The 18,860-nt window shown below is 61.0% G+C and carries 19 protein-coding genes; 6 read left to right on the forward strand and 13 right to left on the reverse strand.

The window, feature by feature from the left end:
- Window positions 1-221: 221 nt before the first annotated feature.
- From ACPYOP_RS19820 to ACPYOP_RS19830, 3 genes are read right to left on the reverse strand one after another with little or no spacing between them, the layout of a single operon-like run.
- Window positions 222-863, reverse strand: coding sequence for a ThuA domain-containing protein (locus ACPYOP_RS19820; protein ID WP_481412044.1), 642 nt, complete (start codon window positions 861-863; stop codon window positions 222-224).
- A gap of 24 nt (window positions 864-887) precedes the next feature.
- The gene (locus ACPYOP_RS19825) at window positions 888-1,988 is read right to left on the reverse strand and encodes a Gfo/Idh/MocA family protein (RefSeq protein ID WP_481412045.1); all 1,101 of its coding nucleotides are present in this window, start codon (window positions 1,986-1,988) and stop codon (window positions 888-890) included.
- A 42-nt stretch (window positions 1,989-2,030) separates the two neighbouring features.
- Complete coding sequence (locus tag ACPYOP_RS19830) at window positions 2,031-3,236, reverse strand: ROK family protein (RefSeq protein ID WP_481412046.1); 1,206 nt, start codon at window positions 3,234-3,236, stop codon at window positions 2,031-2,033.
- 221 nt (window positions 3,237-3,457) lie between these two features.
- On the opposite strand from ACPYOP_RS19830, the gene ACPYOP_RS19835 reads away from it, so the two are divergent.
- The 4 genes from ACPYOP_RS19835 to ACPYOP_RS19850 all read left to right on the forward strand — a co-directional run bounded on the left by ACPYOP_RS19835 (window position 3,458) and on the right by ACPYOP_RS19850 (window position 8,038).
- Entirely contained in the window at window positions 3,458-4,759 is a 1,302-nt protein-coding gene (locus ACPYOP_RS19835; protein ID WP_481412047.1) for an ABC transporter substrate-binding protein, read from the forward strand.
- A gap of 306 nt (window positions 4,760-5,065) precedes the next feature.
- A complete protein-coding gene (locus ACPYOP_RS19840; RefSeq protein WP_481412048.1) occupies window positions 5,066-6,004 on the forward strand; it encodes a carbohydrate ABC transporter permease in 939 nt (312 codons plus the stop codon).
- Entirely contained in the window at window positions 5,997-6,845 is an 849-nt protein-coding gene (locus ACPYOP_RS19845) for a carbohydrate ABC transporter permease (RefSeq protein WP_481412049.1), read from the forward strand. Before ACPYOP_RS19840 ends, ACPYOP_RS19845 begins: the two co-directional genes overlap by 8 nt.
- A 122-nt stretch (window positions 6,846-6,967) precedes the next feature.
- A complete protein-coding gene (locus ACPYOP_RS19850; protein WP_481412050.1) occupies window positions 6,968-8,038 on the forward strand; it encodes an ABC transporter ATP-binding protein in 1,071 nt (356 codons plus the stop codon).
- Window positions 8,039-8,091: 53 nt separating this feature from the next.
- Here ACPYOP_RS19850 and ACPYOP_RS19855 read toward each other — a convergent pair whose 3' ends face one another.
- The 5 genes from ACPYOP_RS19855 to ACPYOP_RS19875 all read right to left on the reverse strand — a co-directional run bounded on the left by ACPYOP_RS19855 (window position 8,092) and on the right by ACPYOP_RS19875 (window position 14,056).
- Window positions 8,092-8,469, reverse strand: a complete 378-nt coding sequence (locus ACPYOP_RS19855; RefSeq protein WP_481412051.1) for a DUF427 domain-containing protein — start codon at window positions 8,467-8,469, stop codon at window positions 8,092-8,094.
- Window positions 8,470-8,753: 284 nt separating this feature from the next.
- Window positions 8,754-9,458: a TetR/AcrR family transcriptional regulator gene (locus ACPYOP_RS19860; protein WP_481412052.1), complete on the reverse strand. Its 705-nt coding sequence runs from the start codon at window positions 9,456-9,458 to the stop codon at window positions 8,754-8,756.
- Between the two features lie 102 nt (window positions 9,459-9,560).
- Window positions 9,561-11,393 carry a peptidoglycan DD-metalloendopeptidase family protein gene (locus tag ACPYOP_RS19865; protein ID WP_481412053.1) on the reverse strand — a complete coding sequence of 611 codons (1,833 nt, stop codon included), beginning with the start codon at window positions 11,391-11,393 and terminating at the stop codon, window positions 9,561-9,563.
- Between the two features lie 147 nt (window positions 11,394-11,540).
- Complete coding sequence (locus ACPYOP_RS19870) at window positions 11,541-12,899, reverse strand: Nramp family divalent metal transporter (protein WP_481412054.1); 1,359 nt, start codon at window positions 12,897-12,899, stop codon at window positions 11,541-11,543.
- 407 nt (window positions 12,900-13,306) lie between these two features.
- On the reverse strand, window positions 13,307-14,056 hold the full coding sequence (locus ACPYOP_RS19875; RefSeq protein ID WP_481412055.1) for a tryptophan 2,3-dioxygenase family protein: 750 nt from the start codon (window positions 14,054-14,056) through the stop codon (window positions 13,307-13,309).
- Window positions 14,057-14,205: 149 nt separating this feature from the next.
- Between ACPYOP_RS19875 and ACPYOP_RS19880 the strand changes: the two genes are divergently transcribed.
- The gene (locus ACPYOP_RS19880; protein WP_481412056.1) at window positions 14,206-14,676 is read left to right on the forward strand and encodes an Lrp/AsnC family transcriptional regulator; all 471 of its coding nucleotides are present in this window, start codon (window positions 14,206-14,208) and stop codon (window positions 14,674-14,676) included.
- 95 nt (window positions 14,677-14,771) lie between these two features.
- Here ACPYOP_RS19880 and ACPYOP_RS19885 read toward each other — a convergent pair whose 3' ends face one another.
- From ACPYOP_RS19885 to ACPYOP_RS19895, 3 genes are all read right to left on the reverse strand, one after another.
- On the reverse strand, window positions 14,772-15,179 hold the full coding sequence (locus tag ACPYOP_RS19885) for a type II toxin-antitoxin system VapC family toxin (protein WP_481412057.1): 408 nt from the start codon (window positions 15,177-15,179) through the stop codon (window positions 14,772-14,774).
- 1 nt (window position 15,180) lies between these two features.
- The gene (locus ACPYOP_RS19890) at window positions 15,181-15,414 is read right to left on the reverse strand and encodes an AbrB/MazE/SpoVT family DNA-binding domain-containing protein (RefSeq protein ID WP_481412058.1); all 234 of its coding nucleotides are present in this window, start codon (window positions 15,412-15,414) and stop codon (window positions 15,181-15,183) included.
- Between the two features lie 97 nt (window positions 15,415-15,511).
- Window positions 15,512-16,126, reverse strand: coding sequence for a hypothetical protein (locus tag ACPYOP_RS19895; protein ID WP_481412059.1), 615 nt, complete (start codon window positions 16,124-16,126; stop codon window positions 15,512-15,514).
- A gap of 322 nt (window positions 16,127-16,448) precedes the next feature.
- Between ACPYOP_RS19895 and ACPYOP_RS19900 the strand changes: the two genes are divergently transcribed.
- Window positions 16,449-16,601 carry a hypothetical protein gene (locus tag ACPYOP_RS19900; protein ID WP_167376678.1) on the forward strand — a complete coding sequence of 51 codons (153 nt, stop codon included), beginning with the start codon at window positions 16,449-16,451 and terminating at the stop codon, window positions 16,599-16,601.
- Window positions 16,602-16,685: 84 nt separating this feature from the next.
- On the opposite strand, the gene hutC is transcribed toward ACPYOP_RS19900, so the two are convergent.
- Window positions 16,686-17,405, reverse strand: a complete 720-nt coding sequence (gene hutC, locus ACPYOP_RS19905) for a histidine utilization repressor (protein WP_481412083.1) — start codon at window positions 17,403-17,405, stop codon at window positions 16,686-16,688.
- A gap of 79 nt (window positions 17,406-17,484) precedes the next feature.
- Window positions 17,485-18,828: a formimidoylglutamate deiminase gene (locus ACPYOP_RS19910; RefSeq protein WP_481412060.1), complete on the reverse strand. Its 1,344-nt coding sequence runs from the start codon at window positions 18,826-18,828 to the stop codon at window positions 17,485-17,487.
- Window positions 18,829-18,860: the final 32 nt, after the last annotated feature.

Here is an 18,860-nt window from a genome sequence, read left to right on the forward strand (position 1 = left end):
GTGCGAGGCTGAGAATTTGGAATGTCTGGAAATGGGCTGGGAGGATGGCTCGAAAGACTGAATGCCGCACGGTGTTTTCGCGGGAAATTATCGCGGCAGCCTGTTCTGGCTGGTATCTGCTCGTAGCAATGAGGCTGCGGTTGGCCGAGCCCGACAAGGATGCTTGTGCAGAGCCGCTCCTCAAAGAATGTGAGGAGCGGTTTTTTCGAAAGGCGTGGCGCTCAGCGTGCTGCCCAGTTGGCGCCGCGGCGGAAGATGGTCTTCATCTGCGGCACGTCGAATTCCTTGGCCTGGTGGCCGAGCGAAGAATAGAAGACGCGGCCCTTGCCGTATTTGCGCTTCCAGGCGACCGGCATGACGACGCCGTCGATCCAGTAGGCATGATCGCCGGTGAAGGTCGTGGTCGCCAGCACCTCGTTCGACGGATCGACATGCATGTAATATTGCTCCGACGTGTAGGGGAAATCGGTGATCCCCTCCATGATCGGATCGTCCGGCTTGGTGATGTTGACCGTGTAGTCGATGATGTTGCCGGGATGGGCGACCCACTGGCCGCCGACGATGAACTGGTATTCGACGCTTTCGCGAAACGAGTCGCCAGCACCACCATGATAGCCGGCGATGCCGACGCCGCTCTCGATCGCATCGGCAAGGTTCTTCACCTCTTCCTTCTCGATCTTCGACATGGTGACGATCGGCACGATCAGACTGAGATCGTGGATCGAGGGATCGGCGAAGGCTTCGGTGCTGTTTTCGAGGTAGACCTTGAAGCCGTCCTCCTGCAGCATGTCGCGGATGATATGAGCGCATTCCTGTGGTTCGTGGCCGCTCCAGCCGCCCCAGACGATAAGTGCTTCACGCATGATAGTCCTCCTGAACTAGCTTAATTAACGACCGATCTGTCCATCCACCAGGGATTCGGACAGAGGGGCCGGACGCTCCGTTTGCGTCGTGATGGTGACCGTGCGCCCGGTGTCGGAGGCCGTCTGGAAGGCTTCCATGACTTCGAGCACATGCAGTGCCAGGCTGCCATTGGCGCGGTGCGGCCGGTTCGAGCGGATGGCGTGCGCCATGTCAGCGACGCCAAGCGAGCGGTAATTACCGTCGGCATAGGGCGCGGTGACCTCGCGTCCCTCGAATTGGCCGCCCTTTTTCAGATATTCGACGGCGCCACCGAAATGGTTCGGATCAGGCACGATCAGCGTGCCTTCCGTGCCGTAGACTTCGAGCGGCACATGCTTGTGGCCGGCGACATCGAAGCTCATGCCGATCTGGACGACCGCGCCATTGGCAAAGGCCATGACGCCGGCGACATGCGTCGGCACATGCACGGGGATGTGCTCGCCATTGCGCGGCTCGCTGGTGATGATGCGCTCCTTGCGCGGCGCGACGGCAAAGCCGGCGACCTGGGAGACGGGGCCGAGCAGGTTGACGAGATCGGTGATATAATAGGGACCCATATCGAGCATCGGGCCGCCGCCGACTTCATAATAGAAAGCCGGATTCGGATGCCAGCGCTCGTGGCCCGGGCACATGAAGGTGGCGGTGCCGCCGACTGGAATGCCGATTGCGCCCTCGTCGATGATGGCGCGGGCCGTCTGGTGGCCACCGCCGAGAAAGGTATCGGGCGCCGCGCCTATGCGCAGGCCCTTGGCGGCAGCAGCATCCGCAAGCTTCTTGCCCTCGGCGAAATTGATGCCGAGCGGCTTTTCCGAATAGGTGTGCTTGCCGGCGTCCAGCGCCTGCAGGCCGACGGCGACATGCGCCTTCGGGATGGTCAGGTTGACGATGATCTCGATTGAGGGGTCAGCGAAGAGGGCAGCGATATCGACAGCCTTGAGGCCGAATTCTGATGCCTTTGCCTCGGCGAGCTCGCGATTGAGGTCGGCGACAGCTTTGATGTCGAGAATGGGAAAGGATTTCATCGCTTTGAGATAGGCGCCGGAAATGTTTCCGCAGCCGATAATGCCGATGCCGACCTTGTTCATAGATTTCCTCCAGATGAATTGTCTTTGCAGTCCGTGAAGGGCTCAGAGAGCCGGAGCCGGTCCCGTCGTTCCCCAGGGCGATTCGTAGAGTTCGCGCAGGGCCACGACCGCAGCACCCTGCGCCCAGGTCTCATCGGTCGACTGGTCGAAAACGAGTTCCGTCACGCCCTTGATCGACGGCGGGATGGCCAGCGAATAAGCCTCCCGCAGGCTGTCGAGGAAGGGCTGGCCGAGCGCCAGGCTCGACCCCACAAGAATGACGCGCGGCGGGGCGAACAGCGTGACGATATTGGCGAGCGCGGTCCCGCAGGCTTCGCCGGCGCGGATTGCCGCGCTGATCAGCGAGGTGTCTTCGGCGTCTATCAGCGTCTTGGCATGCGTCATTCCCCGGCCGAGGCGGATGGCTTCGGCGAAGCGACCGCCACCTGGCTGATCGCCGAGAATGGCGCTCTCGCCGGCAAGGCTCGCCAATCGGACGGTGCCTTGCGGGCCTATGCCAAGCACGAGGTCGCCGAGATTGTGACTGAGGCCGCCGGCGCCGCGAAACAGCTGGCCGCCATGCAGAACACCGAGCCCCAGCGTCTGTTCCAGCGACACGAGCACCATGTCGTCCAGATCTCTTGCCTTGCCGAACCAGTGATGCGCGAGCGTTATGGCATGTGCATCGCTCTCGACGATGGTGGTCACGCCCAGCCGCTCGGACATTTCCTTGGCGAAATCGACGCCCGTCTCGCGAAAGATCGGGCTGGTGCGAACATGGCCGGTGCGGTGCTCGATGACGCCAGGCAGGCCGAGGCAGACGGAATCGATCTCGTCCAGAGCCAGATTGGCATCGACGACGCAGCGGCGCACGCCATCCTCGATCAGATCGGCGATGACGCCGATCGGTTGCCGGTCGACGCGCAGCGCCAGCGTCAGCGTCGAAAGAACCTCGCCGCGAAAGTCCGTTACGACGAAAACCATGCGGTTGGCCGCGATTTTCGCGCCAACGACGCGTGCGGCATCCGGGTTGAGTTCGAGCATGACGCGGGGCCGGCCTCGGGCGGCCGCCTCGCGCAGGTCGCCTTCCGTGCGCGCCAGGATCAGCCCATCATCCAGCAGCGATGCGGTGATCGCCGACACGGTGGTGGTCGAAAGCTGGGTGCGGTCGCTGATTTCGATACGTGCGATGGAGCCCGCCCGCCGGATCGTATCCAGCACATTGAAGCGGTTTATCGCCCGCATAAGTTCGGGATCTGCTGTTTTCATGAAAATAGCGCCGAATGACGGACCCGCTCGGCTGCGGCCTGGTATTTTTAACGGAATGCGAATTAAATAACCTATGGTCAACACTCAATGTCAAGCCATTTTGCAGGCAATCTGCCGAAAATTTAGCGGTAGCGGTTGACATTTCAGCAAAGCTCCGTTGAATTATTCCGCATAAGGGAAAAAATATTGAGGCTCTTGGTTCCCTTGGGAGGAGAAAAATCATGATCCATCTACGTGGGGCCAAGGCCCTTCGCATCGCTGCCGTTGCCGCCACGACCGGCTTGGCGATCCTGGCCGGCGCGACGGGCGCTGCCGCCGAAACCGTCGTCAAATGGCTGCATCTGGAAACCGATCCGAACTATGTCGCCGTCTGGCGCAAGATCGTGGACCAGTACGAGGCCAAGCATCCCGGCACGAAGATCGAGATGCAGTTCCTGGCCAACGAGGCCTTCAAGGCGAAGCTGCCGACGCTGCTGCAATCAAAGGACGCGCCCGATTTCTTCTTCAGCTGGGGCGGCGGCGTCTTGAAGCAGCAGCAACAGACCGGCACGCTACTCGACCTGACAGCGGCGATGAATGCCAAGGATGGCGCCTGGCTGAAGAGCTACAACCAGGCAGCCGTCAAGGGCCTGACCTTCGACAACAAGATCAGCGCCGTACCCTACAAGCTCGGTACGGTTTCCTTCTTCTATAACAAGGCGCTGTTCGCCAAGGCCGGCGTCGATGCCAATGCCATCAAGAGCTGGGACGACTACCTTGCCGCCGTCAAGAAGATCAAGGCGGCCGGCATCGCGCCGATCGCCGGCGGCGGCGGCGAGAAGTGGCCGATCCATTTCTACTGGAGCTACCTCGTCATGCGCGACGGCGGTCAGCAGGTCTTCAACGACGCCAAGAACGGCAAGGGCAACGGCTTCAACGATCCCGCCATCATCAAGGCCGGCGAACAGCTTGCCGAGCTCGGCAAGCTCGAACCTTTCCAGCCCGGCTATCTTGGCACCACCTGGCCGCAGGCGCTCGGCGTCTTCGGCGACGGCAAGGCTGCGATGATCCTCGGCTTCGAAAATACGGTCGCCAACCAGCGCACCAATTCCGGTGACGGCAAGGGACTTGCAGCTGACAATATCGGCCGCTTTGCCTTCCCGGCCGTGACCGGCGGGGCAGGTCTTGCCACAGATACGCTCGGGGGCCTGAACGGCTGGGCCGTCACCAAGAAGGCTCCGCCCGAGGCGCTCGATTTCCTCGCCTATCTCACCAATGCCGAAAACGAGCGCGCCATGGCGCAGGCCGGCATGATCATCCCGGTCGCCGTCGGCGCTGAGGACGGCGTCAAGGGTCCGCTGATGCACGAGGCTGCCGACCAGCTGGCGCATTCGACGTGGCATCAGAACTTCTTCGATCAGGATCTCGGCCCCTCCGTCGGCCGCGTCGTCAATGATGTGGCCGTCGGTATCGTCTCCGGCCAGATTTCGCCAAAGGATGGCGCGCAGCAGGTCCAGGACGCCTTCGAACAGGACCAGCTTTGATGCCTAAAATCCCTTCGCCCCAACGGGGAGAAGGTGGATCGAAACGCTGAGCGAAGTGAAGCGGTGAGAGACGGATGAGGGGCGCGGCATATTCTGTACGACCCTTACGGTGCAACGCCCCCTCAACCTGCCCTTCGGGCGTCCTTCTCCCCGCGGGGGAGAAGGTGGAACGTGCCCCAGCGCCAATTTGCGGAATTCATCCGGATTTGGCGTGACGATCGACCGGGTGAGCCGGCCACCGAAACCGGCTCATCATCTCCAAGACGAACCTATGCTTCCCTGGAACGTCAGGGGTCAGGATCATCAATGACCGATGTCAGCGCCACGACCGCCATACCTTCCGTCGCAAGTGTAAGACCGGCCGCGGAACGAAAATCGCCCGCCGCGCGCGGCCGCCTGCCCGTCATCCTGCTGTTCCTGCCGCCGGCGCTGCTGCTCTTTACCATCTTCGTTATCCTGCCGATGGGGGAAGCGGCCTGGTACAGCCTCTATCGCTGGAATGGCTATGGCCCGCCGACCGAGTTCGTGGGGCTGCGCAATTTCCAGGTTCTGTTCAAGAACGGCGCCTTCCTGACGTCGCTGAAGAACAATGCGCTCATCATCCTGGTTTCGATCGCCATCCAGGTGCCGCTCGCCATCTGGCTCGCGACGATGCTGGCGCACCGCATTCGCGGCGTCGTGCTCTTCCGGCTGATCTTCTTCCTGCCTTATGTGCTGGCCGAAGTGGCCGCCGGCTTGATCTGGCGCTTCGTCTATGACGGCGATTACGGCCTGTTTGCCGCGATCGCGCATTTCCTCGGCACGCCCACACCCTATGTGCTCGCCGACAAGGACCTGGCGATGTATGCCGTGCTCGGCGTGATCGTGTGGAAATATTTCGGCTTCCACATGATGCTGTTCATCGCCGGCATGCAATCCCTCGACAAGAGCGTGCTCGAGGCGGCCGAGATCGACGGCGCCACCGGCTGGCAGAAGTTCCGCTATGTGACGCTGCCGCTGCTCGGCTCGACGCTGCGTCTTTCCGTCTTCTTCGCCGTCGTGGGATCGCTGCAGCTTTTCGACATGATCATGCCGCTCACCGGCGGCGGCCCGTTCAACTCGACGCAGACGATGGTGACCTTCCTTTACAATTTCGGCGTCACCCGCATGCAGGTCGGCCTCGGCAGCGCCGTCGGCGTCGTATTGTTCGTGATCTGCGTCACCCTCGCCTTCGGCTACAAACGGATATTTATGCGCAATGACTGACACGGCCTCATCCGTTCGACTGACTGTCGGCACGAAGATCTATCTCTATGTGGCGCTGACCGTTATCGCCGCCATCGTGCTGATCCCGCTGCTGACGACCGCGCTCGGCGGCTTCAAGACGCTCGGCGATCTCCGCACCAATCCCTTCGGCCTGCCGGCCGAGTGGCACTTTGAAAATTATACCGGCATCCTGTTCGGCGACCGCTACTGGCGGCAGATGATGAATTCGCTGATCATCGCCGTTCTCACCGTGTTCCTGACGCTGTCGGTCTCGGCCATGGCGGCCTTCGCCTTCGCGCATGTGAAATTCTTCGGTTCGAACTTCCTGCTCAATTATTTCCTCATCGGCCTGATGTTTCCCGCCGCCACCGCCATCCTGCCGCTCTTCATCCGCATCCGCGACCTCGGTCTGCTCAATACCTATTGGGGCGTGGTGCTGCCGCAGGTGGCTTTCGGCCTCGGCATGAGCATCCTTCTCTTCCGAAACTATTTTCGAAACCTTCCGGAAGAATTGTTCCAGGCGGCGTTCGTCGACGGTTGCGGCTATATCCGCTTCTTCTGGCACATCTCGCTGCCGCTTTCGCGGCCGATCATCGCGACCGTCAGTATCATCTCCTTCGTCGGTAGCTGGAACAGCTACATCCTGCCGCTGATCATGCTGAATTCGGATTCGATCTATCCCTGGCCGCTCGGCATGATGGTCTATAGCGGCGAATTCGGTACGGAATGGGAGCTGGTGCTTGCCTTCATCACGCTCACCATCCTGCCAACCGTCATCGTCTTCTTCCTGGCGCAGAAGCACATCATTGCCGGCCTTACCGCCGGCGCCGTGAAATCCTGAGCCTAGAGCGGTTCAGCTTTTCATGGAAACTCTGAACCGCTCTATCTCTTTATTTTCCAGCAATTCCGGACGGAAAACCGCTACGCACTTTTCCTGGAATTGCTCTCATCGGAGCAAAAAACATGGCATCCGTCGAACTGCATAACATCCACAAAGCCTATGGGGCGCTCACCGTCATCCACGATATCTCGCTTTCGATCGAGGATGGCGAGTTCATCGCGCTCGTTGGCCCTTCCGGCTGCGGCAAGTCCACGCTGCTGCGGATGATCGCCGGGTTGGAAGAAATCACCGATGGCGACGTGTCGATCGGCGGGCAGGTCGTCAACGCCATGACGCCGCGTGAGCGCAACATCGCCATGGTCTTCCAGTCCTACGCGCTCTATCCGCATATGACTGTTGCCGAGAACATGGGCTTCAACCTGAAGCTCTCGGGCGAGACCAAGCCGGTTATCGAGCAACGGGTCAACGAGGCCGCGCGCATGCTCGATCTTACCAAGCTGCTCGACCGCAAGCCGGCACAGCTTTCCGGCGGCCAGCGCCAGCGCGTCGCCATGGGCCGCGCCATCGTGCGCAATCCTGCTGTCTTCCTGTTCGACGAGCCGCTCTCCAACCTCGATGCGAAGCTGCGCGTGCAGATGCGCTCCGAAATCAAGGCGCTGCATCAGAAGGTGCAGACCACCTCGATCTATGTGACCCATGACCAGATCGAGGCGATGACGCTGGCCGACCGTATCGTGGTGCTGAACCAGGGCAAGATCGAGCAGCAGGGAACGCCGATCGAACTTTATCGCATGCCGGCCAATCTCTTCGTCGCCGGCTTCATCGGCTCGCCGGCCATGAATTTCCTCGACGGCGTGGTCGAAGGCTTCGAAGGCTCGCCGGCCGTGCGGCTGAAGGACAGCACGCCGATCCGCATCGCCGGGGAACGCAAGGTGAAGTCGGGCCAGAGCGTGAAGGTCGGTCTCAGGCCCGAGCACTTAAGCCTTGCCAGCGGCGGCTCGCCGCTGACCGGTCAGACGCTGCTGGTCGAGCCGACCGGCGCGCAGACCCATGTTCTGTTCGACCTTGCAGGCGAGCAGGTGACGGCGGTCGTCGATGGCGAAGCGCCGGTGCGCTACGGCCAGCCGCTGAACGTCTCGGTGAGCCCGGAGCAGGTCTATGTCTTCGACTCGTCAAGCGGCCTTGCTCTTTAGCGCATTTCCGCAATTCCGGACGGGAAATCGCTGCGCACTTTCCTGGAATTGCTTTAGGTGACGACGTCGATCGAATCGACGCGATCCGGATAGAAGGCCATGTGATCCTTGATCTGGCTGACGGAAGGATAGGGGTTTTCGTAGGTCCAGATGGCGTTCACCGAGCGCTCGCCGCCGGCCGGGATGCTGTAGTAGGAGCATTCGCCCTTGTAGGGGCAGTAGGTCTCGTGGTTGGTCCTTTGCAGCAGGGACATGTCGACATCCCTGCGGGGAATGTAGAGCACGGCCGGATAGGATGCTTCCTTGAGCGACAGCGCCTCATGCGTGTCGGCAATCACCTTGCCGGCGACGGAGACGGTGACATGCGCATGCTTTTCCTCGATCGTGATGGGATGATCGGGACCGGGTATTTTCACCAGCTTTTCGGACATTCTTGTTCTCCACAGCTTGGGTAATGGTCGGGTGAATTGGGTCTATCGTGTGCCTGGTGCCTGGCCCCTCACCCCAACCCTCTCCCCGCATTGCGGGGAGAGGGGCTTTACAGTGATTAAAGGCGCTCCCGTCCAGGCAAGGCAGCCTGTTGTCTTGCGCTGAGTCCCCTCTCCCCGCGTGCGGGGAGAGGGTTAGGGTGAGGGGCCATGCACGAAGCTGCAGCAGCGAGAAACTCGCCTGACGATCTCAGTTCAAAAGCATATAGGAAGCATCCAGCCGATTATCAGGCCTTTGGCGTCGGCAATTTCGGGGCGCCCCAGCGCAATCCATCCATCAACAGGCGCACGAGACGCTGGGCGCGATCGTGCCATTCCGGTGAATTGGGCATGGAATAGGCGCCCGACAGGGCATGCAGCACGTCCGTGCTGTCGACATCGGCGCGGATCGAACCGGCCGCGACCGCTCTTTCGATCAGGCCGGCAAGCGCGACGGGCACCTTGCCGTAGCTGTCGGCGAAGAGCTTCGAGTTGCTGTTGACGAGAATGCGAAGGCTGTCGGCCATGCCGCGCTTGGTGGCGAGATATCCAACGAAGCGATGCATCCATTCCTCCAGGGCCTGATCCGGGGCAAGGTCGCCGGAAAGCGTCTCGGCCGCGGCGCATAGCGCCTCGACCTCGTGACGATAGACCACCTCCACGAGATGCTCCCGGCTAGGGAAATGGCGATAGAGCGTTCCGATCCCGACATTCGCCCGCCGTGCTATGTCCTCCAGCGAGGCGGCGGTGCCGTGGCTGGCGAAGGCTTGTGCGGCGACTTCGATCAGCGTGTCGCGGTTGCGCCGCGCGTCGGCGCGCAGGCGTCTGTTTTCGCCTGGTAATGTATCCTTCGGTTCCGGCAACGGCTTGCGCGCCAATGTCTGCTCCTTGCGGATTGCCGTGGGAACGATTTCGGCGTGCCTATTCACACGGCGCGGCGATATCGTCTCCATTGGCGATGTATCGGAGGATTGTTATCGCATTCGGCGCGGAGGCGCCATTACCAGCCCGCTCGGATTGCAAAATGACGGCGCAGGCACCGGCTTTTGACCGGCTTACGGTGACGGCGCGCCGAAATGGTTCGGCCCGAAGCTTGGTCCGAGGCTCAGGCCCAAATTCGGCCCCTGATCGAAGTTGGCGAAGGGCGCGGGCTGATTGCCGTGGGCCAGCGGAACGTCGAGATAGCTCATGATGTTCTCGACGTGGCTGACCTGCGAGCGCAGGCTGTCGAGCGACTTGCCGGTGAGATTCGTGCCGGCCGGCAATTGTGTCGTCAGCGGGTTTTCATAGCGGCCGTTGACGCGCAGTTCGTAATAGAGATGCGGGCCGGTGGAATAGCCGGTCGACCCGACATAGGCGATGACCTGCCCCTGGGTGACACGCTGGCCGACGCGCAGCGTCTGCGGCGTTGCGGAAATATGGGCGTAGGTGGTCTCATAGCCGCCGTCATGACGAATGCGGACATATTTGCCGTAGCCGGTTTCCCAGGAAATCTTCTCGACGACGCCATCGCCGGCCGCCTGGATGGGGCTACCCATCGGCGCGCGGAAATCGACGCCGTTGTGGAATTTCTTCACGCCGAGAATGGGATGGATACGCCAGGCAAAACCATCGCCGAGCGTGCCGTTCGGCACGGGGCGGTGTACCAGCGACTTGGCGATCGAATGGCCGCTTTCATCGTAGAATTCCGAGGAGCCCTCGCTCCCGTCCTTATGCAGATAGAAGCGATGCGTGTCGCCATCGGCATGGAATTCGATGAACATCAGCTCATTGTGGCCGTCATCGGACTTTCGGAAGAGAAGGTCGACGCTGTCGGGAGCATCCTCGATGCTGGTCAGCGAAACGTCTTTGGCCTTGGCAAGCTTGATGAGCTGCAAAGCATATTCCTTGCTCAGGCCGGATCTCTCCAGCTTGGCGCTGACCGCAGCCTCGTCATTGCCATCGACGTTCCTGAGATCGACCGCGGCTACTTCCGAAGAGGACGGCGCGTCGGCCTGACTTTCGCTATAGAGCGTCGAAAACAGCCGGTCATTGGCCATCGGTACGAAGCCGTTGGCATCGTCGCGGGCAACGACCCTCTCCGGCATCCGGTCGCCGCTGAGGCGGGCCATGATCAGTTTCGGGCGGGCGTTCGGACCTGTCTTCTCGAGCAGCAGCTCCAGGCTGTCGCCCGGCGAAACCGTATCGGTCTCCAGGGCGCGCTGCAGCTCGTCGCCGGCATCGCTGCCGAGGCCCGCGGAAGCGAGGATGTCCTGCAGTTCCTGCTTGTCCTTCGGCATGGAGACCAGCCGGTGGAATTCACGACCCTGCTCGCCGGTCGTCGCCCTCGATACGCTGACGTTCAGCGGTACGCCGCGAACGGGGAAGCGGGAGCGGCGCACGGCATCATAATGCGTGGTTTGCGGATAAATGCCGTTGCGGATATCCGAAAGCGACGGTGGCGAGAATGCAAAATTGTCGGCACGCTCGCCGCCATAGGCGACATTGATGGCTTTAGCACTGTTGCGCGCGTTTCCGGACTCGTCGGATTTGAAGACCAGTGTTGTGCGGTGATAGGTGAAGATGCGGGTTTCCCCGCTGGAGAGCTTTTCCGCAACCTGAGCGAAGCGAGCGCCGTCGAAACGCTGTTTCGCTGCCAGCCGGCTGGCTTTGCGCATTGCAGGCTGGGGATGGGCCAGCTCTGCCGTGCGCACGGGCACGGCTTGTTCGATGGTGTGACGCGCCAGCAGCGGATAGAGCACGGTTGCCAGAAGACCGAAGGATGCAGTGCCCGCCAGGCCGATGGCGATCAGATGGCGCAGATGGGCGGAGCGCGGCAGAAAAGGAATGTGAAAATCATGATGCGGCCGCGCCTGGATGGCAGCCTCTGCAGGAAATTGAACGCGCAATGGACTTTCGGCCATGAAGTGAGGAACCCTGCAGACTGCGGTGGGCCCAAACTAGGGCAAATCGTGGCGAAATCTAGGCAAATATTACGAGTCAGTTAATTGTCGTGATCATCCACAGATCCAGATTTGCGCGTTCAAAATGATTCGTCAACCGAAGATGGTGTCGTAGAGCAGCTTGAAGTTCAGCAGCAGAATGATTGCCGCAACCGTCCAGGAAAGAATGGCAATGTTTCTGGAGACGGTGAAACTGCCCATTTTTTCGCGGTTCGTGACGAACTGGACCAGCGGAATGACCGCGAAAGGCAGCTGCATGGACAGAATAACCTGGCTCAGGACCAGCAAATCCGCCGTGCCTTTTTCACCGTAGATAGCGGTCACGAACACAACCGGAATAATTGCGAGGCCGCGGGTCAAAAGTCGTCTTGCCCAGTGCGGAATCCGCAGCCGGAGAAAGCCTTCCATCACGATCTGGCCGGCAAGCGTCGCCGTGACGGTCGAATTGAGGCCTGAGGCCAGCAGCGCCACGGCAAACAGCGTCGAGGCGATGCCGAGGCCGAGCAGCGGCGACAGCAGCTCGTATGCCTGGCCGATCTCGGCGACATCGGAGTGGCCGGTGCTGTGGAAGGCGGCGGCTGCGACGATCAGGATCGCGGCATTGACGAACAGCGCCAGCATCAGCGCGACGGTGCTGTCGACGGTTGCCCATTTGATGGCGTCGCGGCGTCCTTCTTCCGTGCGCTTGTAGGCCCGCGTCTGCACGATCGAGGAGTGCAGGTAGAGGTTATGCGGCATGACCGTCGCGCCGATGATGCCCATGGCAATATAGAGCATCTCGTGATTGGTGACGATTTCAGTCGACGGGATGAAGCCATGGAGGATCGCTGCAACCGGCGGGGAGGCGGCGGCAATCTGGATGGCAAAGCAGGTGGCGATGACGATCAGCAGCGCGATGACGAAGGCTTCGAGGTAGCGGAAGCCCTTGCTCATCAGAAGCAACAGCAGGAAGGCGTCGAGCGCGGTGATCAGCGCTCCGCCGATCAGCGGAATTCCGAAAAGCAGCTGCAGCGCGATTGCCGTGCCGATGACTTCCGCAAGGTCGCAGGCGATGATCGCGAGTTCGCAGGCAAACCAGAGCGCCAGGTTGACGGGGCGGGGATAGTGATCGCGACAGGCCTGGGCGAGGTCGCGGCCGGTGGCGATGCCCAGCCTTGCCGACAGAGCCTGCAGCAGGATCGCCATCAGGTTCGACAGCATGATGACGGCAAGCAGCGTATAGCCGAACTGCGCTCCGCCGGCGAGATCCGTCGCCCAGTTGCCGGGGTCCATGTACCCAACGGAGATCATATAGCCCGGGCCGACGAAGGCGATCAGGCGCCGGATCCAGCTGCCGGCATGGGGAACCTTAACGGTCGAATTGACTTCCGGAAGGCTCGGGCGGTCGTCCTCGTCACGGCTCGCGAACTTCCATGCGCGGTCTTGCGCGGCGGCTTCCTGAAATTGCGTCATGCGGGGCTCCGGGGGAGGATCGGATTTTGAAGTTACTAAGTAAATATGCCAGGGAACAAATTTATGCAATAGGCTATATTTCATGGTTTTTACATTTCATGGGTTGAAATCCCAACTTCTTACCGCCTTGCGGCAAGGCGGCATCGGTTTCCGGCGCCGGAGGCGATCGGGTGATTTGCTCGATGAGGAAAGGAGTGTGACCGATTTGGTCGTGACGATCAGAGAGAAGGTGTCCCTGCCGGCCTATACGTCCATCGATTGCAGACTGAATGCCGGGACGAGACTGCAATCGCGGCGCCCTTGGCGGCGTTTGCAGAGCGGCTAGAGGCTATCCAGGAGCCTAGGCCCGCCCGAGAAAGACCTTCCGCTGAAATCGGCGGCAGCGGAAGGCAGTTTCCAGTCAGCGCCTATTCGGCGGCGTCGTGGTTGGAAATGGAATCGCGGACGACGCCATATTCGCTGCCCCAGCGATCGGTCATCTCGTGGCGAACATCCCAGAGGTCGGGAAAGAAGCGATGGCGCGTGCCGGCCTGCAGCAGTTCGACCGGACGGCCTTTCAGCGATTTCGAGCCGAGGCCGATGGAGCGCTGGATCAGGTAGATATGGTTGGCGCGGAATTTCTGGAACAGCTCGTCATATTCCACCAACGCCTCAGCAACCACGTAGCTGTCGCCGTGATCATATTTGCCGTCATAAATGTCCGCGACCGTCAGGCCGGCCGCATCGAGATAGTTCGCCTTGAAGGCATGCCAGAGGTCCGGCGGCATGCGCAGCAGGAATTTGAAGCCGGGCGATTCCTGGCCGCTGCCATTGCCGAGCTGCAGTCGGATTTGCTGATATTCCTTCGGCGACATGGTTTCCAGAAGATCGAGCTGCGCCGTCATCATGCGCATGATTCGGTGCACGCGGCCCATCAGCGTGACGACGCGATGCGTGTTGTGCTCCTCCATGAAGGCGATGACATCGACCAGCGTGTAGGCCATGAGCTTCATCCAGAGCTCTTCCACCTGATGGACGATCTGGAACTGCAATTCGTCGCCATTGACCATGCCGCCAAGCGGCTTCTGACAGGCAAGCAGCTTGTCGCATTGCAGGTAAACGCCATAGTCGCGCATTTCGGGCGCTTCGATGCGCGCGTAATAGTCTTTCTTCTGCATCCTCGTTCCCTTTGTTCCGGCTCTTGGCCGCCAAGCATGTTTGCTTTTTTCCAGGATACGAAATTTTGGCCTGAACATTGTTCCTATTTGTCATTCAAAATCGCGGAAATAGAGTACGATCGGTCATCTTTTGCGCCATGGAGAGAACGATGGAATTGGACGCTTTGGATCACAAGATCATCGCGGCCCTTGAGGCCGATGCCCGCATCTCTTTCGCGGCGCTTGCAGATCACGCCGGTCTCAGCAAGACGCCTTGCTGGAAGCGGGTGAAGGCGCTGGAGGAGGCCGGCGTGATCAGGGGGTACAGGGCGCTTCTCGACCCCGCCCATCTCGGCTTCGGCCTGGAGGCCTTCGTGCAGGTCTCCATCGACGTGGAGCGCTTCGATGCTTTCGAAGCCGCCGTGCGCCGGCATCCGCTGATCTGGCGCTGTCATGCGACGACGGGGGAGGCGGATTATCTCCTCCATATCCTCGCCACCGACATGGCTGCCCTCGACCGGTTGTTGCGGCAGGAGCTGAATAGGCTGCCCGGTGTGCGGCATACGGTGACCTCGATGTCGACGCGGGAAATCAAATCGGACATTTCGCTGGCCGAGGCCATGCGGCACGCGGGCGTCTAACGCGTGGTTTCGTCGCGCATGGAGCGGATCATCCAAAGCAGCGCTCGAGGCCACATGCGCACGCGGCGGAATAGGGTTTTCTGTTCTGTCCCGCCCTACGTTTCCTGGGGGCTGATAAGCGTGACCGATCTGAAATAGGTTCGTAAGCGCTTCGTATCGCGCGTCAGCAGAGGCAGGCCGCTGACGGCTGCATGAGCGCCAATGAAGAAATCGGGCAGGACGCCGCCGCGCGTTCCGCCCGACTTTCTATATTGAGCGAAAACCTTGGCGGCGAGGAAAAGTGCTGCCCGCGGAATTGGCTCGATGCGAAGGCCGGTCTCGGCGAGCATATCGTCGAGATCCTCGATCCTGTAGTAACGGACGGAAATTTCGGCATAGACGACGTCGTTGATGCATAGAGGGCCGAGAAGGCTTGCGGCGTCGAGCTGCGCGAGCGACCAATCATACCACACGGGATCGTTCGTGATGATATCCAGCATTATGTTGGAATCGACGAAAATCACGTCAATCGTCGCCGCGCGTCAAAGCCATGATCTCGTCCGTGGTCATTCCTCTTCCGGCATGACCACGGAATTTAGCGAAGCGGCTGACCTGCTCCTGCGCGTCCACCGGGACGACGACGATACTGCCATCTGGCATCCGTCGAAAATCGACCTGGCTTCCAGGTCCGATTCCCAGCATGTCGCGAACAGCCTTGGGGATCGTAACCTGTCCTTTTGCTGTTAAGGTCGTGCTCATCCGTTCCTCGGTAATAATCTCTCAAGAAGAGGTATTACTTTTGGCCGCCGAGTTCAAGGCTGCGAGGCTGCGAGGCTGCTCGCAGCTCTCACGGCGATCACATCGGCGGCACGGTGCCGTTGAGGCCGACGGCGACGCGGTCGGCGGAGACCGTGGAGTCGTCGTTGCGTTCGCCTGTTATGAAGACGCCGGCGCCGGGCTTCAGATCGGCTTTCGTCGCCGGTGTCAGCGTCACGACGGGCGTGCCCTTGGGGATGTTGATCTTGCGTTCGCCGCCCTTGTAGGTGAGCGTCAATGTCGGACCGTCGACGGAGGTCACGGCATTGGCGACTGTGGCGTTGGTCATCGAACTGTTCGGCGCCGAATCCCAGGGGCGATCGCCTTCGCCGGTTCCCTTCATCGAGGCCGGGAAGATGACCACTTCTAGGGCGCCGTTGATGCCGCTATCGGTCGGCTGCGAGGCGATGCCGACGAAATCGCCCGGCTTGATGTCGCCGACGCCGGCCTGGACGACGCCGCCGACGTTCCCACCGGATTTCAGCGCGACAGTCACGTCGCTGCCATCTCGGGACTTGACCTTGAGCGTATCACCATCGAGGCTTTCCACGGTGCCGCGCACTTTCACGAGATCGGCGGCATCAGCGCTTTGCAGCGCGGCAAGCATGGCGACGGAAAGTGTCAGCGCAGCCGTGATCAGACGTTTGCGATGCATGGGCATTAACTCCCTTAATATACCGGCCGAGCGATCTGTCGGTCGTCTTTGATATGGAGGATATGGAGGGTTAAAATGATCGGCAGCAGGCCGCGCAATGGGGTTGCGCCATCTGCATCATGATCTTAGGCGCCGCTTTCATCACTCGCTACTCAAACAAGCGTGAGACGGGTGTCTCCCCCGGTGCGGTCAGAAATCCTTGGAAAGGGCCGGATATTTCCCGGAACATCAAGCATTGCTTAACATTTATCGTTAGACTGCGCTGGTTATCTCGAATTCCCTATCGCGCTTTTGCGCTGGGCTGGGGAGATTGGAGAACGAAATGACCGCGATTCGTCCGCTTCTGATCGGAATCCTACTGATTCTGGCACTGGTTCTGATTGCGCTCAGTATCCTGCTGGTCGATCCCGCCCAGCCTGTCCGTCAATCCGAAAGTCTCATTCCGCCGCCGACCGAGTCGCCGCAACGCCCTTAGAGCATTCTCGCTTTTCTCCGAATAGCGAAAACGCTCCATCTTTTGTTGCTACGCATTTTCCCGGAATGCTCCAGCGGGCAAGCGTCAGCTGGAAGGGGTAAAACGGGCCACGAGGCTATGACGATCACCGGGATAAGTCAGCCGGACATGGGTGATCGGGCCGGCTGCGCTCCAGGTGCGTCGTTCGACCACGAGGCAGGCCGTGCCTTTCTGAACGTCGAGGTTTACGGCAGCATCGCCCTCGACCGATATGGCGCGGATCTGATGTTCGGCGGTGCTCCACGGCACCTGGTTGAGAAGCCAGGGGCCGGGCGGCAAGGTTGCGAAATCGGCCGTGGCCGCCTCCGGCACGGCATCGAGATCGATGACGCGATCTTCCAGACAGAAGGGGCGCGGGCCGGCATAATGGATGCAGGTGATCTCCATCACCGAGACCGAGCCGATGAATTGCAGCCGGTGCGCGTCCTCTGGCCGTCCACGCCGCTCCGCAAGCTTCATCAGTCTGTGTGAATAAGGCAGGTTGAGCGACTGGACCTCCGACTTGATGTCGTGGATCTCAAGCACGGCGGATTGCGCCTGCGGATGCGTGACGAAACTGCCCGAGCGTTTTCGCCGTTCGATCAGGCCGGCGCGCGCAAGCTGGGTCAGCGCCTTGTTCACCGTCATTCGCGAGCAATCATATTGATCCGCCAATTCCATCTCGAATGGAATGCGGTGCCCCGGTGGCCAGGCGCCGGAGACGATCTGGCCTTCGATATCGGTGAGGATACGCTGATGCAGGGTCGCATCTTTGCCCGTGGTCATACCGCCCATCTGTTCCGTGAGAGACATGGAATTTCCCGCAAGTTATTTAGGGGCCAAACAATGAGAGGAAAAGCGATATTTAGGCGACGAGTTCGGCCATCGCCTTGCGGAATCGCGCCGAGATCGCCTCCCGCTTGATATGACGACCGCCTTCGACCTGCTTGCGCCCCAGCGCCCAGACTCCGTCGACCTTGACGCCGCCGGCAAACGTCCAATGATCGAGGATGCGGTCGCCGGAGAGATAGGGTGCCGCGCTGGCGTCGAGCGAAACGATGTCGGCATGATTGCCGGCGGCAAGGCCCGCTGGTGCCTTCAGAGCCGCGCCGCCACCAGCCAGCGCGCCGTCGAACAGCATGCGGGCAGTCGAACCGCCTGGGGCGGCGATGACGTTGCGGGCGCGCAGCGCCAGGCGCTGCGAATATTCCAGCTGCCGCAGTTCCTCCGGAACGGAGATCAGGACGTTAGAATCCGAGCCGACGCCGTAGCGGCCGCCCTCTTCCAAAAATAGCGGTGCCGGGAACACGCCATCACCAAGGTTGGCTTCGGTGATCGGGCAGAGGCCGGCAATCGCGCCGCTCCTTGCCATGCGCCGGGTTTCGTCCTCGGTCATGTGCGTGGCATGGATTAGGCACCAGCGATCATTCATCGGGGCGTTGTCGAGCAGCCATTGCACGGGGCGTGCACCCGACCAGGCGATGCAGTCTTCCACTTCCTTCACCTGCTCGGCGACATGGATATGGATCGGCCCGTCGCCGGCGATCGGCACGAGCTTTGCCAGCTTCTCTGGCGTCACGGCCCGCAGGCTGTGCGGCGCAATGCCGAGTTCGGCGCCGGGCAGGCGGCTGGTAACCGTGCGGCAGCCTGATATCAGCGCTTCGAAGCTGTCGATCGAATTGATGAAGCGGCGCTGGCCGTCGATGGGTGCGGCGCCGCCGAAGCCGGAATGGGCGTAGAAGACGGGCAGCAGGGTCAGCGCAATGCCGGTCTCAGTGCTGGCGGTGCCGATGCGCTCGGCCAGTTCGGCGATATTGGCGTAGTGGCTGCCGTCCTTGTCATGGTGCAGATAGTGGAATTCGCCGACGCGGGAGAAGCCGGCCTCCAGCATCTCCATATAGAGTTGCGCGGCGACGGCCTCGACATGATCCGGGGTCATCGACAGGGCGAACTTGTACATGACGGTGCGCCAGCTCCAGAAGCTGTCGTTCGCCGGGCCGCGGACTTCGGCAAGACCGGCCATGGCGCGCTGGAAGGCATGGCTGTGCAGGTTCGGCATTGCCGGCACGAGAATGTCCTGCCTGACGTCGCCGGCTTCGGGTGTAACATCCGTCGCGATCTCGGCGATCCGGCCGCCTTCGAGGGTCAATCGCACATTCTCGTGCCATCCGTCGCCAAGCAAAGCCGTGCGTGCATGAAGTCTCGTCATGGTCTCACCCTTTCCTTTCGGACATGGAGTCC

The organism is Rhizobium sp. KNZ2-6A, assembly GCF_056755475.1.

Excerpts from the sequence above, each read along its gene's own strand:
- ACPYOP_RS19855 (WP_481412051.1), bottom strand. The coding sequence starts at position 8,469 with ATGTCCGAAAAGCTGGTGAAAATACCCGGTCCCGATCATCCCATCACG.
- ACPYOP_RS19890 (WP_481412058.1), bottom strand. The coding sequence starts at position 15,414 with ATGAGCACGACCTTAACAGCAAAAGGACAGGTTACGATCCCCAAGGCT.
- ACPYOP_RS19860 (WP_481412052.1), bottom strand. The coding sequence starts at position 9,458 with ATGGAGACGATATCGCCGCGCCGTGTGAATAGGCACGCCGAAATCGTT.
- ACPYOP_RS19840 (WP_481412048.1), top strand. The coding sequence starts at position 5,066 with ATGACCGATGTCAGCGCCACGACCGCCATACCTTCCGTCGCAAGTGTA.
- ACPYOP_RS19895 (WP_481412059.1), bottom strand. The coding sequence starts at position 16,126 with ATGCATCGCAAACGTCTGATCACGGCTGCGCTGACACTTTCCGTCGCC.
- ACPYOP_RS19845 (WP_481412049.1), top strand. The coding sequence starts at position 5,997 with ATGACTGACACGGCCTCATCCGTTCGACTGACTGTCGGCACGAAGATC.
- ACPYOP_RS19900 (WP_167376678.1), top strand. The coding sequence starts at position 16,449 with ATGACCGCGATTCGTCCGCTTCTGATCGGAATCCTACTGATTCTGGCA.
- ACPYOP_RS19875 (WP_481412055.1), bottom strand. The coding sequence starts at position 14,056 with ATGCAGAAGAAAGACTATTACGCGCGCATCGAAGCGCCCGAAATGCGC.
- ACPYOP_RS19835 (WP_481412047.1), top strand. The coding sequence starts at position 3,458 with ATGATCCATCTACGTGGGGCCAAGGCCCTTCGCATCGCTGCCGTTGCC.
- ACPYOP_RS19825 (WP_481412045.1), bottom strand. The coding sequence starts at position 1,988 with ATGAACAAGGTCGGCATCGGCATTATCGGCTGCGGAAACATTTCCGGC.
- ACPYOP_RS19830 (WP_481412046.1), bottom strand. The coding sequence starts at position 3,236 with ATGAAAACAGCAGATCCCGAACTTATGCGGGCGATAAACCGCTTCAAT.
- ACPYOP_RS19910 (WP_481412060.1), bottom strand. The coding sequence starts at position 18,828 with ATGACGAGACTTCATGCACGCACGGCTTTGCTTGGCGACGGATGGCAC.
- ACPYOP_RS19820 (WP_481412044.1), bottom strand. The coding sequence starts at position 863 with ATGCGTGAAGCACTTATCGTCTGGGGCGGCTGGAGCGGCCACGAACCA.
- ACPYOP_RS19850 (WP_481412050.1), top strand. The coding sequence starts at position 6,968 with ATGGCATCCGTCGAACTGCATAACATCCACAAAGCCTATGGGGCGCTC.
- ACPYOP_RS19870 (WP_481412054.1), bottom strand. The coding sequence starts at position 12,899 with ATGACGCAATTTCAGGAAGCCGCCGCGCAAGACCGCGCATGGAAGTTC.
- ACPYOP_RS19880 (WP_481412056.1), top strand. The coding sequence starts at position 14,206 with ATGGAATTGGACGCTTTGGATCACAAGATCATCGCGGCCCTTGAGGCC.
- hutC (WP_481412083.1), bottom strand. The coding sequence starts at position 17,405 with ATGACCACGGGCAAAGATGCGACCCTGCATCAGCGTATCCTCACCGAT.